General features: G+C 59.6%; 12 protein-coding genes. 11 read left to right on the top strand and 1 reads right to left on the bottom strand.

The annotated features are described in order from the left end of the window. Nucleotides 1-26 precede the first annotated feature (26 nt). From accB to BLU01_RS09450, 10 genes are all read left to right on the top strand, one after another. Nucleotides 27-485, top strand: coding sequence for an acetyl-CoA carboxylase biotin carboxyl carrier protein (gene accB / locus BLU01_RS09405; protein ID WP_092273867.1), 459 nt, complete (start codon nucleotides 27-29; stop codon nucleotides 483-485). Nucleotides 486-502: 17 nt separating this feature from the next. Further along, nucleotides 503-1,858 (top strand): acetyl-CoA carboxylase biotin carboxylase subunit, encoded by a 1,356-nt coding sequence (gene accC, locus BLU01_RS09410; protein ID WP_092273870.1) that lies wholly within the window; start codon nucleotides 503-505, stop codon nucleotides 1,856-1,858. A gap of 340 nt (nucleotides 1,859-2,198) precedes the next feature. Then, the gene (gene prmA / locus BLU01_RS09415) at nucleotides 2,199-3,077 is read left to right on the top strand and encodes a 50S ribosomal protein L11 methyltransferase (protein WP_092273873.1); all 879 of its coding nucleotides are present in this window, start codon (nucleotides 2,199-2,201) and stop codon (nucleotides 3,075-3,077) included. 30 nt (nucleotides 3,078-3,107) lie between these two features. Beyond that, entirely contained in the window at nucleotides 3,108-4,331 is a 1,224-nt protein-coding gene (locus BLU01_RS09420) for a DUF3426 domain-containing protein (protein ID WP_092273876.1), read from the top strand. A gap of 185 nt (nucleotides 4,332-4,516) precedes the next feature. Beyond that, nucleotides 4,517-5,527 (top strand): tRNA dihydrouridine synthase DusB, encoded by a 1,011-nt coding sequence (gene dusB, locus BLU01_RS09425; RefSeq protein WP_092273879.1) that lies wholly within the window; start codon nucleotides 4,517-4,519, stop codon nucleotides 5,525-5,527. Further along, entirely contained in the window at nucleotides 5,524-5,844 is a 321-nt protein-coding gene (fis, locus tag BLU01_RS09430) for a DNA-binding transcriptional regulator Fis (protein ID WP_007907419.1), read from the top strand. Before dusB ends, fis begins: the two co-directional genes overlap by 4 nt. Before the next feature lie 81 nt (nucleotides 5,845-5,925). Next, nucleotides 5,926-7,533 (top strand): bifunctional phosphoribosylaminoimidazolecarboxamide formyltransferase/IMP cyclohydrolase, encoded by a 1,608-nt coding sequence (gene purH / locus BLU01_RS09435; protein WP_092273882.1) that lies wholly within the window; start codon nucleotides 5,926-5,928, stop codon nucleotides 7,531-7,533. Between the two features lie 151 nt (nucleotides 7,534-7,684). Beyond that, complete coding sequence (purD, locus tag BLU01_RS09440) at nucleotides 7,685-8,980, top strand: phosphoribosylamine--glycine ligase (RefSeq protein ID WP_092273885.1); 1,296 nt, start codon at nucleotides 7,685-7,687, stop codon at nucleotides 8,978-8,980. A gap of 99 nt (nucleotides 8,981-9,079) precedes the next feature. Beyond that, complete coding sequence (locus BLU01_RS09445; RefSeq protein WP_092273888.1) at nucleotides 9,080-11,857, top strand: hybrid sensor histidine kinase/response regulator; 2,778 nt, start codon at nucleotides 9,080-9,082, stop codon at nucleotides 11,855-11,857. Nucleotides 11,858-11,922: 65 nt separating this feature from the next. Next, nucleotides 11,923-12,519 (top strand): MarC family protein, encoded by a 597-nt coding sequence (locus tag BLU01_RS09450; RefSeq protein WP_092273891.1) that lies wholly within the window; start codon nucleotides 11,923-11,925, stop codon nucleotides 12,517-12,519. 58 nt (nucleotides 12,520-12,577) lie between these two features. Here the strand turns inward: BLU01_RS09450 and BLU01_RS09455 are convergent, their stop codons facing one another. Beyond that, on the bottom strand, nucleotides 12,578-13,402 hold the full coding sequence (locus tag BLU01_RS09455; RefSeq protein WP_092281544.1) for a hypothetical protein: 825 nt from the start codon (nucleotides 13,400-13,402) through the stop codon (nucleotides 12,578-12,580). Between the two features lie 276 nt (nucleotides 13,403-13,678). Here BLU01_RS09455 and BLU01_RS09460 point away from each other — a divergent pair, with 276 nt between their 5' ends. After that, nucleotides 13,679-14,335: an RNA-dependent RNA polymerase family protein gene (locus BLU01_RS09460; RefSeq protein WP_092273893.1), complete on the top strand. Its 657-nt coding sequence runs from the start codon at nucleotides 13,679-13,681 to the stop codon at nucleotides 14,333-14,335. Nucleotides 14,336-14,402: the final 67 nt, after the last annotated feature.

A 14,402-nucleotide genomic window follows, 5' to 3' on the forward strand; every position in this document is an offset into this window, starting at 1 on the left:
GACCGACCCTTGGGAGTTGATGATTCATGGATATCCGTAAAGTTAAGAAATTGATCGAATTGCTGGAAGAGTCCGGCATCGACGAGCTCGAGATCAAGGAAGGCGAAGAGTCCGTTCGCATCAGCCGTCACAGCAAGACCCCGGCTCAGCAGTATTACGCTCCTGCGCCAATGCACGCTCCGGCCCCAGCGCCTGCCGCTGCTGCCCCGGTTGCTGCCGCTCCTGCTGCACCGGCCGCACCTGTGCTGAACGGCACCGTTGCCCGTTCGCCGATGGTCGGCACGTTCTACCGCAAGTCTTCGCCGTCCTCGCCGTCCTTCGTTGAAGTCGGCCAGACCGTGAAGAAAGGCGACACCCTGTGCATCGTCGAAGCCATGAAGATGATGAACCACATCGAAGCTGAAACCAGCGGTGTGATCGAATCCATCCTCGTCGAAGATGGCCAGCCGGTTGAGTACGACCAACCCCTGTTCACCATCGTTTGAACCGCGGAGAGACTTTGATGACTGCGAAGTTGGAAAAAGTTCTGATCGCCAACCGCGGTGAGATCGCCCTGCGGATCTTGCGTGCCTGCAAAGAGATGGGCATCAAGACCGTCGCCGTTTATTCCACGGCTGACAAAGAGCTGATGCACCTGGGTCTGGCGGACGAATCCGTCTGCATCGGTCCGGCATCGGCTGCAAAGTCTTACCTGCACATTCCGGCGATCATCGCCGCAGCTGAAGTGACCGGCGCTACCGCCATTCACCCAGGCTACGGTTTCCTCGCGGAAAACGCCGATTTCGCCGAACAGGTCGAGAACTCCGGTTTTGCCTTCATTGGCCCGAAAGCCGACACCATTCGCCTGATGGGCGACAAGGTTTCGGCCAAGCACGCCATGATCGCTGCCGGCGTACCGACTGTTCCGGGTTCTGACGGCCCGCTGCCGGAAGACGAAGAAACCGCTCTGCGCATTGGTCGCGAAGTCGGTTATCCGGTGATCATCAAAGCCGCTGGCGGCGGTGGTGGTCGCGGCATGCGCGTTGTGCATAAAGAAGAAGACCTGATCGACTCGGCCAAACTGACCCGCTCCGAAGCAGGCGCGGCGTTCGGCAACCCGATGGTCTATCTGGAAAAATTCCTGACCAACCCACGTCACGTGGAAGTCCAGGTACTTTCCGACGGCCAGGGCCACGCCATCCATTTGGGCGACCGCGATTGCTCGCTGCAACGTCGTCACCAGAAGGTTCTCGAAGAAGCGCCGGCACCGGGCATCGACGAGAAGGCTCGTGCTGAAGTCCTCGCTCGCTGCGTCAAGGCGTGCATCGACATCAACTACCGTGGCGCGGGCACTTTCGAGTTCCTGTACGAGAACGGCGCGTTCTATTTCATCGAAATGAACACCCGCGTTCAGGTTGAGCACCCGGTTTCGGAAATGGTCACCGGCATCGACATCGTAAAGGAGATGCTCAGCATCGCCGCTGGCAACAAGCTGTCGTATACCCAGGAAGACGTTGTCATCCGCGGTCACGCACTTGAATGCCGGATCAACGCCGAAGACCCGAAAACCTTCATGCCGAGCCCAGGCACGGTCAAGCATTTCCACGCTCCGGGCGGCAACGGCGTTCGCGTCGATTCGCACCTGTACAGTGGATATGCGGTTCCGCCGAACTACGATTCGTTGATCGGCAAGCTGATCACCTACGGCGCAACCCGTGAAGAAGCCATGACGCGCATGCGTAATGCACTGGACGAAATCGTCGTCGACGGGATCAAAACCAACATCCCGCTGCACCGCGATCTGGTCCGTGATGAAGGCTTCTGCAAAGGTGGAGTCAACATCCACTACCTGGAACACAAGCTGGCCGAACAGCATTAAGATGTGATCCAGACCAACAAAGCCGCTTTCGAGCGGCTTTGTTGTTTCTGCAGGTTTCATATCAACCGCAACAGCCTCATGTAGCAGCTGGCGAAGCCTGCGTTCGGCTGCGAAGCAGTCGTGAATACAGGCAGTGCGGTGTTTGAGGAAGACCACTTACTCAGGGTTTACGACTGCTGCGCAGCCGAACGCAGGCTTCGCCAGCTGCTACAGGGATATTGCGTTTCAACTGAGCGGCATTCGGAGTTGTCCACTCCCACAAACCCTCTGCGGTCGCGTAAACTTGCGCGCTTCTCGCAGCCCGCTAGGCTGCAATCAATATTTTTCAAAGGTGCCCGCCATGCCTTGGCTGCAAGTCCGTCTCGCCATCAGCCCAGAACAAGCCGAAACCTACGAAGACGCTTTCCTTGAAGTGGGCGCGGTGTCGGTGACCTTTATGGACGCCGAGGATCAGCCGATCTTCGAACCGGAACTCAACACCACGCCGCTGTGGTCGCACACGCATCTGCTGGCGCTGTTCGAGGACGGCACCGAGGCCGCCAGCGTGCTGGCGCACATGGAACTGCTGACCGGTGGTCCGCTGCCCGAGCATCACAGCGAAATCATTGCAGACCAGGATTGGGAACGCAGCTGGATGGACGGTTTCGAGCCGATGCGTTTCGGTGAGCGGCTGTGGATTGTGCCGAGCTGGCACGCCGCGCCGGAACCGGATGCGGTGAACCTGCTGCTCGATCCGGGCCTGGCGTTTGGCACCGGCACTCACCCGACCACCGCGCTGTGCCTGGAATGGCTTGACGGTCAGGACCTGAAAGATTGCAACGTGCTCGACTTCGGTTGCGGCTCGGGGATTCTGGCGATCGCTGCCCTGTTGCTGGGCGCCAAGCAAGCGGTCGGCACCGACATCGACGTGCAAGCGCTGGAAGCTTCGCGCGACAACGCCGGGCGCAACCACATCGCTGAAGAACTGTTCCCGCTGTACCTGCCGGAAGATCTGCCACAGGTGCAGGCCGACGTGCTGGTCGCCAATATTCTGGCCGGCCCACTGGTGTCGCTGGCGCCGCAACTGTCCAGCCTGGTCAAGCCCGGTGGGCGTCTGGCGCTGTCGGGGATTCTTGCCGAGCAAGGCGACGACGTCGCCAAGGCTTACGCGCAAGACTTCGATCTGGACCCGATTGCCAATCGCGATGGCTGGGTGCGCATCACTGGCCGTCGGCGCTAGAATGAGCGCCTGCATAATCCGGATCGCCGCATGACCGACAGCTTCGTCACCCAATGCCCGCATTGCCAAACCAGCTTCCGCGTCAGCCATGCTCAATTGAGCGTGGCCCGTGGGGTGGTTCGCTGCGGCTCCTGTTTGCAGGTGTTCAACGCCGCCAAGCAACTGCTTGAGCAGCAGGCCGGCAAGGATGCGGAGAAAGCGCTCGACGCCAGCGTCGTCGAACCGCCGGTGCGGGCTATCAGCCAAAAGCAATGGTCAGCTACCGAGATGGACCTCGACACGCTCGATCTCGATCAGGAACTGGCGCGGCTCGAACAGCGCGAAATCCAGCCCGTCAAGGACATCGGCCAGCGCCGCGAAAACGGCCTCAGTGCGCGCCGCGATTCTGTCGAGCACGACGATGAACCGTGGTCCGACAGCCTGTTCAGTGAATCGGCGGCGGATCGCGCCCAAGCGCTCGAAGTCGAACAACGGCAAACGCCGCCAGAACCAGGCAAGCACTCGCGCACCGAACCTTCGTTCTCGCTGGAACCGGTTGATCTGGACGACGAGCCGCAAGTGCCGCAGCTGTCGCACCTGCGCCTGAATGATCCGCTGGACAAACCCCAGCGCCATGAGCGTCTGTCGGCAACCGATGCACCGGACGACGACCTGCCGCCAATCGCGCCTTTGCGCAAACGGCATGAACGCAGCGCCGCGACCGAACGTGACGAGGCCCTGAGCGACCTCAGCGACGACCCGCTGCAACTCGGCTGGCAAAAACGCCGCTCGCCGTGGGGCCGACGGATGTTGTGGCTGGCGTTGATCGTGCTCGCCGCCGCCGCACTTGCCGGCCAATACATCGCTTACCATTTCGACGAAATGGCCCGCCAGGACCAATACCGCCCGTGGTTCCAGCAACTGTGCCCAACCCTTGGTTGCACGGTGCCGTCCAAGGTCGACATCGCCAAAGTCAAAAGCAGCAATCTGGTGGTGCGCAGCCATCCGGACTTCAGCGGCGCGCTGGTGGTGGACGCGATCATCTACAACCGCGCGACGTTCTCCCAGCCATTTCCCTTGCTGGAACTGCGCTTCGCCGACCTCAACGGTCACTTGATCGCCAGTCGTCGCTTCAAACCCGGCGAATACCTGAGTGGCGACCTCGAAGGCATGGCCGAAATGCCGCCGCAAACGCCGATCCATATCGCGCTGGATATTCTCGATCCAGGTCCAAAAGCGGTGAACTACAGCCTGAGCTTCCATTCGCCCGAGTGAAACGGTTCAGTGCTCGCGCATTGACGTCGTATTTCTGACTGCCCCCGCCCAGACAGAACTGCTGGCAATAACAAAATAACTGTTCAGATTTTGTTCAATTCAGCCTTTATCCAGTCATCGAGAGCGGGTATCATGCCAACCCTTTTTCGAACTCTAATGATCCGGCCCCACAACAGGGAAGTCCTATGTCGGCGGTACGCATCGGTCCATATACATTGCACAACGGCTTGATCCTCGCCCCAATGGCGGGCGTCACCGACCAGCCCTTTCGTCAGCTGTGCAAGCGACTGGGCGCAGGGCTCGTAGTCTCGGAAATGGTCACCAGCGACATGAGCTTGTGGAACACCCGCAAATCGCGGATGCGCATGATTCACGAAGGTGATCCCGAGCCACGCTCGGTGCAGATCGCCGGTGGCGATGCGCAGATGCTGGCGGATGCGGCCCGGGCCAACGTCGAACTGGGCGCACAGATTATTGATATCAACATGGGTTGTCCGGCGAAGAAGGTCTGCAACAAGGCCGCCGGCTCCGCGTTGCTGAAAGACGAAACACTGGTTACCGAGATCCTGCAGGCCGTCGTGGCTGCGGTTGATGTGCCGGTGACCTTGAAGATCCGCACCGGTTGGGACCGCGACAACAAGAACGGCCTGACCGTGGCGAAGATCGCCGAGCAGGCCGGGATCACGGCGCTGGCGGTGCATGGCCGCACCCGTGCCGACCTGTACACCGGCGAAGCCGAGTACGACACGATTGCCGCGATCAAGCAGGCCGTGTCGATGCCGGTATTTGCCAACGGCGACATTGATTCACCCGAGAAGGCCCGGTACGTGCTCGACGCGACCGGTGCCGATGGCCTGTTGATAGGCCGGGCTGCCCAGGGGCGGCCGTGGATTTTTCGTGAGATCGATCACTTCCTGCGCACCGGCGAAAAACTCCCGGCGCTGGCATTGATCGAGGTGGAACGCATTCTGCTAGAGCATCTGGCTGCGCTGCACGTTTTCTATGGAGACGTGATGGGCGTACGGATTGCCCGCAAGCATGTGGGCTGGTATCTCGCAACCTTGCCGGGCGCCAGGGAGTTTCGCGCCCACTTCAATCGTTTGGAAGATACGGAAGCACAATGCGCCAACGTTCAGGGCTACTTCGCCGAACGTTACAAGAGCCTGACAGGGGACGGAGACGAGGTGGCCGCATGACGATGATGACCGAGACTTTAGTGAGTGGAACAACACCCGTGAGCGACAACGTGAATTTGAAACAGCACCTCAATACGCCGAGCGAAGAAGGTCAGACCCTTCGCGGGAGTGTCGAGAAGGCGCTGCACAATTATTTCGCCCACCTTGAAGGCGCTGCCGTCACGGATGTGTACAACCTGGTGCTCTCCGAAGTCGAGGCGCCCCTGCTCGAATGCGTGATGAACTACGTCAAGGGCAACCAGACCAAGGCCAGCGAGCTGCTCGGACTCAATCGAGGCACGCTGCGCAAGAAACTCAAGCAGTACGATTTGCTGTAAGCATTCAATCAAACCAGAAAGGCGCCCGCGTAAAACCGGTCGCCTTTTTTGCTGACTCCTTTGCTTTTGATGGAAATTGAAATGACCGACCAGACTACCCGCCTGCCGATCCGCCGCGCCTTGATCAGCGTTTCCGACAAGACCGGGATCCTCGAGTTCGCCAAGGAGCTTGAAGCTCTGGGCGTCGAGATCCTCTCCACCGGCGGAACGTTCAAGCTGCTGCGCGACAACGGTGTTGCCGCAGTGGAAGTCGCGGACTACACCGGTTTCGCAGAAATGATGGACGGTCGGGTGAAGACCCTGCACCCGAAAATCCACGGTGGGATCCTCGGTCGTCGCGGTATCGACGACGCGATCATGAACGAGCACGGCATCAAGCCGATCGACCTGGTTGCAGTCAATCTTTACCCGTTCGAAGCCACCATCAACAAGCCAGGCTGCGACCTGCCGACCGCCATCGAAAACATCGATATCGGCGGCCCGACCATGGTTCGCTCGGCAGCCAAAAACCACAAAGACGTGGCCATCGTGGTGAATGCCAGCGATTACGCCAGCGTGCTCGAAGGCCTGAAGGCCGGCGGCCTGACTTACGCGCAGCGTTTCGACCTGATGCTCAAGGCTTTCGAACACACCGCCGCCTACGACGGCATGATCGCCAACTACATGGGCACCGTGAACCAGAGCGCTGAAACCCTCAGCACCGAAGGTCGCAGCGAGTTCCCGCGTACGTTCAACAGCCAATTCGTCAAGGCTCAGGAAATGCGCTACGGCGAGAACCCGCACCAGAGCGCGGCGTTCTACGTGGAAACCAAGCCTGCCGAAGTCGGCATCGCCACCGCGACCCAACTGCAAGGCAAAGAGCTGTCGTACAACAACGTGGCTGACACCGACGCCGCGCTGGAGTGTGTGAAGAGCTTCGTCAAACCAGCCTGCGTGATCGTCAAGCACGCCAACCCGTGCGGTGTGGCGGTGAGCCCGGACGCCGAGGGCGGCATCCGTCAGGCCTACGAACTGGCTTACGCCACCGACACCGAATCGGCGTTCGGCGGCATCATCGCGTTCAACCGCGAGCTGGACGCTGAAACCGCCAAAGCCATCGTCGAGCGCCAGTTCGTCGAAGTGATCATCGCCCCATCCGTCAGCGCAGAAGCCCGCGCCATCGTCGCGGCGAAAGCCAACGTGCGCCTGCTGTCCTGCGGCGAGTGGTCGGCTGACCGCGCCGCTGCGTGGGACTACAAACGCGTGAATGGCGGTTTGCTGGTGCAGAGCCGCGACATCGGCATGATCGGCAGCGAAGACCTGAAAGTCGTGACCAAACGCGCCCCGACCGAGCAAGAGATCAACGACCTGATCTTTGCCTGGAAAGTCGCCAAGTACGTTAAATCCAACGCCATTGTCTACGCGAAAAATCGCCAGACCATCGGTGTCGGCGCGGGCCAGATGAGCCGCGTGAACTCGGCGCGGATTGCCGCGATCAAGGCTGAACACGCTGGTTTGCAGGTCGCCGGTTCGGTGATGGCCTCTGACGCGTTCTTCCCGTTCCGCGACGGTCTGGACAATGCGGCCAAGGTCGGCATCACTGCGGTGATCCAGCCAGGTGGTTCGATGCGTGATGCCGAGGTGATTGCTGCGGCTGATGAAGCCGGCATCGCCATGGTATTCACCGGCATGCGCCACTTCCGTCACTGATACACCGATCCCCTGTGGGAGCGAGCTTGCTCGCGATAGCGCCTGTTGAGACACATTGATGCTGGATGTGCCGCCGCCATCGCGAGCAAGCTCGCTCCCACAGAAAAGCAGCTCCAGTGCTGCTTCCCAGAATCAACCGAGGTTTTTTGAAATGAATGTTTTGATCATTGGCAGCGGTGGCCGTGAACACGCACTGGCCTGGAAAGTGGCTAAGGATCCGCGTGTGCAGAAAGTTTTTGTTGCTCCGGGCAACGCCGGCACCGCCATTGAAGCCAAGTGCGAAAACGTCGCCATCGACGTGCTGGCGCTTGAGCAACTGGCCGATTTCGCCGAGAAAAACGTTTCCCTGACCATCGTTGGCCCGGAAGTGCCACTGGTCGCCGGCGTGGTCGATCTGTTCCGCTCGCGCGGCCTCGATTGCTTCGGTCCGACCGCTGGCGCTGCGCAGCTGGAAGGCTCGAAAGCGTTCACCAAGGATTTCCTGGCGCGCCACAAGATCCCGACCGCCGATTACCAGAACTTCACCGAAATCGAGCCGGCCCTGGCTTACCTGCGCGAAAAAGGCGCACCGATCGTGATCAAGGCCGATGGCCTGGCCGCCGGTAAAGGCGTGATCGTCGCCATGACCTTGGCCGAAGCCGAAGACGCCGTGCGCGACATGCTCGCCGGCAACGCTTTCGGCGACGCCGGTTCGCGCGTGGTCATCGAAGAATTCCTCGATGGCGAAGAAGCCAGCTTCATCGTCATGGTCGACGGCAAGAACGTCTTGCCGATGGCCACCAGCCAGGACCATAAACGCGTCGGCGACGGCGATACCGGTCCGAACACCGGCGGCATGGGCGCCTACTCCCCTGCCCCGGTGGTCACCGCCGACGTGCACCAGCGCGTCATGGACCTGGTGATCTGGCCAACCGTGCGCGGCATGGCCGATGAAGGCAACGTCTACACCGGTTTCCTCTACGCTGGGCTGATGATCGACAAAGCCGGTAACCCAAAAGTTATCGAGTTCAACTGCCGTTTCGGCGACCCTGAGACCCAACCGGTGATGCTGCGCTTGCAGTCGAGCCTGGTGTTGTTGGTCGAAGCTGCCCTGGCGCAAGCCCTGGACAAAGTCGAAGCGCAATGGGATCCGCGCCCGAGCGTCGGCATCGTTCTGGCGGCAGGCGGCTATCCGGGCGACTACGCTAAAGGCGTGGCGATCAACGGTCTGGACGCAGCGGCGCAACTGGAAGGTAAAGTCTTCCACGCCGGCACTGCGCTCAAGGATGGTCAAGTGGTAACGGCCGGTGGTCGGGTGCTCTGCGCCACGGCGATGGGCGCCAGCGTTGATGCGGCGCAGCAGCAGGCGTACAAATTGGCGGCGAAGATCGACTGGGAAGGCAGCTTCTATCGCAAGGACATTGGCTACCGCGCCATTGCCCGCGAGCGTGGCGAAACTCAGGAATAAGCCAGCCATTCGGCCAGGCAAGGGCTTGAGGCCCTTGCCGGACTATTCCGGGGCCGCGCATAGTAATAATCTGGCATCAACCTACGAAGGGATTTCGCCGTGCGCTGGCTCAGGATTGCCATAGGTCTTACCGTCACTCTGTTGACCTTGCTCTGCATGCTTCCGGCCCAGGCCGCGCAAGGCAGTGCCTGGTCGGTATTGCTCGACGAACAGGGCGACCTGGCGCTCAGCGATATCCGTTCCGCTCGCTACACCAATCAATTCAGCCCGATCGAACTTGACCGCCTCACCGCGGCCGAGCCCGACGGCGCGTTATGGCTGCGCTTCAAACTGGCGCCGGGCAAACACGAGCAATTGCTGCGCGTGTTCGCTCCCGACTTGTCGCACCTCAATCTGTATGTGCTGGACGGCGATACGCTGGTCGAGCAACTCAACACCGGCACCCAGCAACCGCAAGCCAATCGGCCATTGCCGAGCAGTGACTTCATGTTGCCGCTGCCGCAAGCCGACAAACCGCTCGATGTGTACGTGCGCCTGGTTTCGCAACATCAATTGCGGCCGTACATCACCCTGCAAGCTGCGGTAAACACCGCGGCCAATCAGAACCTCACGCTGATCTACGGCCTGCTGTTCGGCTGCATCGGCATGCTGATCCTGCACAACCTTGTGCGCTTCGCTTACACCCGTTCGCGCAGCAGTTTATGGCTGGCGGCGTGCGAATGCCTGCTGATGCTCAGCGTGATCCTGCTGCTCAACCTCGCCGGACCGTGGCTGCCGAACTGGCACGCGATCCAGACGCCGGGCGCCTACCTTGCGTTGTTGCTGACCGCGCCGTGCGGGTTGATGTTCGCCTATCGGTTCTTTTCGCCGCTCGGCCCGCATCCGCTGAACAAATTGCTGCTGGGCGACATTCTGTTCACCGTGGTCTGCGGGTTGCTGCTGCTGTTCGTCAACACCTTGCCGCTGAACATCATTACGTACCTGCTGGTCGCGCTCGCCGGCCTGAGCATGTTGTTTGTCGGCGCTTATCACTGGCAAAAAGGCTATCGCCCGGCGCGGCTGTTTGTCGCCGGCATGGTGGTGTTCAACATTGGCGCGCTGATCATCCTTCCGGCGCTGCTGGGGCTGACGCTGGTGCCGCCGCAAGGCCTGATCATCATTCTGCTGGTGTTCATCTGCGTCAGCGGTTTGCTGATGAGCGTGGCGCTGTTCGAACGCCATCGCAGCATCACCGAAGATCGCTTCAGCGTCAGCCGTGACCTGGCGGCGAGCAACGCCGAGATCAACGCCAAAGCCGAATTCCTCGCGAAAATCAGCCACGAAATCCGCACACCCATGAATGGCGTGCTGGGCATGACCGAGCTGTTGCTGGGCACGCCGCTGTCGGTCAAGCAGCGTGATTACGTGCAGACGATCCACAGCGCCGGCAACGAACTGCTGACCCTGATCAACGAGATTCTCGACATCTCCAAGCTCGAATCCGGGCAGATCGAACTCGACGACGTGCAATTCGACCTGAATGCGTTGATCGAAGATTGTCTGAGTATTTTCCGCGCCAAGGCTGAACAGCAGAACGTCGAACTGATCAGTTTCATTCAGCCGCAAGTGCCCCGCGTCATCAGCGGCGACCCGACGCGCCTGCGCCAGACGCTGCTGAGCCTGCTGGAAAACGCGCTGAAGAAAACCGACGAGGGCGAAATCCTGATCGTCGTCGCGCTCGACGACCGCAGCGCCAAACCGCGTTTGCGCATTGCCGTGCAGGACAGCGGTTTGCCGATGGATGCCGAAGAACGCGATGCGCTGATGCACGCCGAACTGCACAGCAAAAACTTCCTGTCGGCCACCCGTCTGGGCGGCAATCTGGGGCTGGTGATCGCCCGTCAGCTGATTCGCCTGATGCAAGGCGAGTTCGGCATCAAGAGCGGCACCACCCAGGGCAGCACCTTGTGGCTGACTTTGCCGCTGGATCCGGATCGCCTCGAACACCCGACTTCCGATCTCGACAGCCCGCTGCAAGGCGCGCGCGTGCTGGTGGTCGACGACAACGACACTTGCCGCAAAGTGCTGGTGCAGCAGTGCAGCGCCTGGGGCCTCAACGTCAGCGCGGTGCCGTCCGGCAAAGAAGCGCTGGCGCTGCTGCGCACCAAGGCGCACCTGCGCGATTACTTCGACGTGGTCTTGCTCGATCAGAACATGCCCGGCATGACCGGCATGCAACTGGCGGCGAAGATCAAGGAAGACCCGAGCCTGAACCACGACATCCTGCTGATCATGCTCACGGGCATCAGCAATGCGCCGAGCAAGATCATCGCGCGCAACTCGGGGATCAAACGCATTCTCGCCAAACCGGTAGCCGGCTACACGCTCAAGACCACCCTCGCGGACGAGTTGACCCAGCGCAACAAAGGCCTCGCCGTGTCGCCTAACCTGCCCAGCGGCCCGACCCTGCCGGTCAAGGTGCCCAGCGACTTCCGCATTCTGGTGGCTGAAGACAACAGCATCTCGACCAAGGTGATTCGCGGCATGCTCGGCAAGCTCAACCTGCAACCGGACACCGCGAGCAATGGCGAAGAAGCCCTGCAAGCGATGAAAGCGCAGCGTTACGACCTGGTGCTGATGGACTGCGAAATGCCGATCCTCGACGGTTTCTCCGCGACCCAGCAATTGCGTGCGTGGGAAGTCGGCAACCAGCGGATCCGCACACCAGTGGTGGCGCTGACCGCGCACATCCTCGCCGAGCACAAGGAGCGCGCGCGCCAGGCCGGCATGGACGGGCACATGGCCAAACCGGTGGAGTTGTCGCAACTGCGCGAACTGATCGAACACTGGGTTGCGCAGCGTGATCAGCAGAGCCGCGTGAGCCCGCAAACCTCCTGAGCCGACAGGCGCCACAGCGCCTGATAGACTGCGCCTCGACTTCCCCCGCCAGTGAGCCCGTCCCCATGCTCCATGTGTTGTTCAGTGTTTACCTGAAGATGCTGGTGCTCTATAGCCCGTTCTTCGTGTTGTCCTGCTTCATCAGCCTGACTCGCGGTTATTCGCGCAAGGAACAACGACGCCTGGCCTGGAAAGTCGCGACGGCGACCCTGGTATCCAGCGTTCTGCTGTACCTGTTCGGGCGGGTGATTTTCAGTGTGTTCGGCATCACCGTGGACGCCTTCCGCATCGGCGCCGGCAGCGTGCTGTTCATCTCGGCGCTGGGCATGGCGCAAGGCAAGTCGGCGGTGCAGACCGACAATGTGCAGCAAGACGTGACCATCGTGCCGCTGACCATCCCGCTGACGGTCGGCCCCGGCACCATCGGTGCGCTGCTGGTGATGGGCGTGAGCCAGCCGCATTGGGACGACAAACTCACGGCCATTCTGAGTATCGCGCTGGCTAGCCTTACCGTCGGTGTGGTGCTTTACATGTCCAACCGCATCGAGCGAATTCTCGGTGATCAGGGTTTGCAGATTGTCAGCCGCCTGATGGGGTTGTTCGTGTGTGCGCTGGCGGCGCAGATTATCTTTACCGGCGTCAGAGGTTATCTGGTCCCGTAAAAGCGCAAAGGCTGAAGGTTATTAACCTTCAGCCTTGTTGTTTATTACTTTGCGTTACTTAGCTGATTGCATTTCTGCGGCGCTGAAAGCGATTGGTCAGCGCAGCCTTGTAGTACTGGCCCAGATACTCTTCCAGTTCAGCTTTGAGTGGCGCATAACGCGTCGGGTTGAACGTGATGTAAGTGCTGCCCTGAAAGAAATCGCGGCCGGCGGTTTTCCAATCGAAGAACAGCGGGCTGGTTTCCTTGCTGCCACCGAGGCTGTCGATCGACGACAACGAAGTCAGGATAACGCCGTTACGCAGTTGGTCGCACGGCATGATCGCCAGCCGGACGCCTTGACTCCTGGTCACTTCACGGTTGAACAGGTTGATGGCGTCAGGAGTTTTTTTCAAAGAATCCAGGGTGGTGTCAGCAATTGCGCTCAACACGGCGGCCCCGGGGATGGCGGTCCGCGCGGCAGCAACGCCGGCCTGGACGATATCGACAACAACGTTCTCCATCGTCAACTGCATCGAACTCTGTTGGTAAGCGTTGTAACCCATATCGGCGACGAAACAGCCCGATTGGTCCATGCAGGTCAAAAACGCCATGTACCACGCTTTAGGATCATCACCCGGCACTTCAAAAGTCGCTTCCAACTTCGAAAACTTGATCATGTTTTCGATAATCGCCATGTTATCCAGCGAAATATTATCGCCATAACCCACCAGGGTATTTGCCAGCACGACCGCATTCAGTTCTTTGCTCGGCTTGGCTTCGGAAGTGACTGCAAGGCTCCGGGCGCGGGGCATTGGCGGCAGCGATGCTTTACGATTACGGATGCGTGCCAGCACCCGATCAGTACAAACTTCAACATTCGCTGTGCTTTCCATGATGTCCATATTCAACATATCAAAACTTCCATTCAAAATTAAGTAACGGCCTCTTGGGCACCCAACAAAACTAACTCAACCGCGCGCAATCAGACTAACCATAATTGAATTCCTTATATGTACTCAACAGACAATCTCGATCAATAAAGACCTACATATCAAGACTGATTTTAACTTGCACTCTTTATCCGCGCTTTGTATCTGCCCCTGTAAGCTTTGAGTTTCACTGACAACAGTAATGTTCTGTCAACGCTATCCACTGCACTTACGCTTCAGGAATGACTTATGACTATTGAACTACCGTCCGGACTGGTGACGGGCCCTAACCTTATTTCATGTATCGGCGAACTCACGCTTCAAGACTTCGATGATTTGACTGACTCCACCCATATCGCCACTCAATCGGCAGACCTTGCACACTACCGTTTTGCCAACGCACAAGGCTGGCTGGAAGAGTACGTGCGCACGCTGATGTTCCTCGGTTGGTCGCTGCACGAGGGCGCCATCACCACCCGCACGCGCTCGGACATCTCCGGGAGCGTGGCGGATTTTCTGGTGCGCAAGGCACAAGCGATCAATGACCCGCGCCAGGGCAATGCCATGATCGACACCCTTGGCGCGTTCAAGTCTGACACTCCCGCCGTCTATTCGCTGGACAAGGAAAGTCTTGAAGGTCAGCGCTTCCAAGTAGTGCCCGCACGTTATGACGGCGCTGGCAACTTGAACATCGCGGTGTTCAACCTGTCGTTGGATGCCGGCACAAAAAAGAGCAACTTTATGTTTTGGCCATGGGAACAACAAACCGCCGTACTGGTCCAGCAAAGCGCTTTTCTGAAACTTGATCGCGCGATACTTGCCACCCGGCGGGAGTTGATGGCGAAAAAACTTCGTGAAAAAGTCATGCAACGTTTTGCCCTGAGAAGAAAGCGCGCCACGGGATAACGCACAATAAAAAGCCCCTTCACACGCAACCGCTGTGAAGGGGCAGAAGTTATAACTCAGGCCGGCA

This window comes from Pseudomonas prosekii (genome assembly GCF_900105155.1).
Taxonomy (GTDB): Bacteria; Pseudomonadota; Gammaproteobacteria; order Pseudomonadales; family Pseudomonadaceae; genus Aquipseudomonas; species Aquipseudomonas prosekii.

Coding starts and splice junctions, on each gene's coding strand:
- accB (WP_092273867.1), top strand. CDS start 27: ATGGATATCCGTAAAGTTAAGAAATTGATCGAATTGCTGGAAGAGTCC.
- accC (WP_092273870.1), top strand. CDS start 503: ATGACTGCGAAGTTGGAAAAAGTTCTGATCGCCAACCGCGGTGAGATC.
- prmA (WP_092273873.1), top strand. CDS start 2,199: ATGCCTTGGCTGCAAGTCCGTCTCGCCATCAGCCCAGAACAAGCCGAA.
- BLU01_RS09420 (WP_092273876.1), top strand. CDS start 3,108: ATGACCGACAGCTTCGTCACCCAATGCCCGCATTGCCAAACCAGCTTC.
- dusB (WP_092273879.1), top strand. CDS start 4,517: ATGTCGGCGGTACGCATCGGTCCATATACATTGCACAACGGCTTGATC.
- fis (WP_007907419.1), top strand. CDS start 5,524: ATGACGATGATGACCGAGACTTTAGTGAGTGGAACAACACCCGTGAGC.
- purH (WP_092273882.1), top strand. CDS start 5,926: ATGACCGACCAGACTACCCGCCTGCCGATCCGCCGCGCCTTGATCAGC.
- purD (WP_092273885.1), top strand. CDS start 7,685: ATGAATGTTTTGATCATTGGCAGCGGTGGCCGTGAACACGCACTGGCC.
- BLU01_RS09450 (WP_092273891.1), top strand. CDS start 11,923: ATGCTCCATGTGTTGTTCAGTGTTTACCTGAAGATGCTGGTGCTCTAT.
- BLU01_RS09455 (WP_092281544.1), bottom strand. CDS start 13,402: ATGGACATCATGGAAAGCACAGCGAATGTTGAAGTTTGTACTGATCGG.
- BLU01_RS09460 (WP_092273893.1), top strand. CDS start 13,679: ATGACTATTGAACTACCGTCCGGACTGGTGACGGGCCCTAACCTTATT.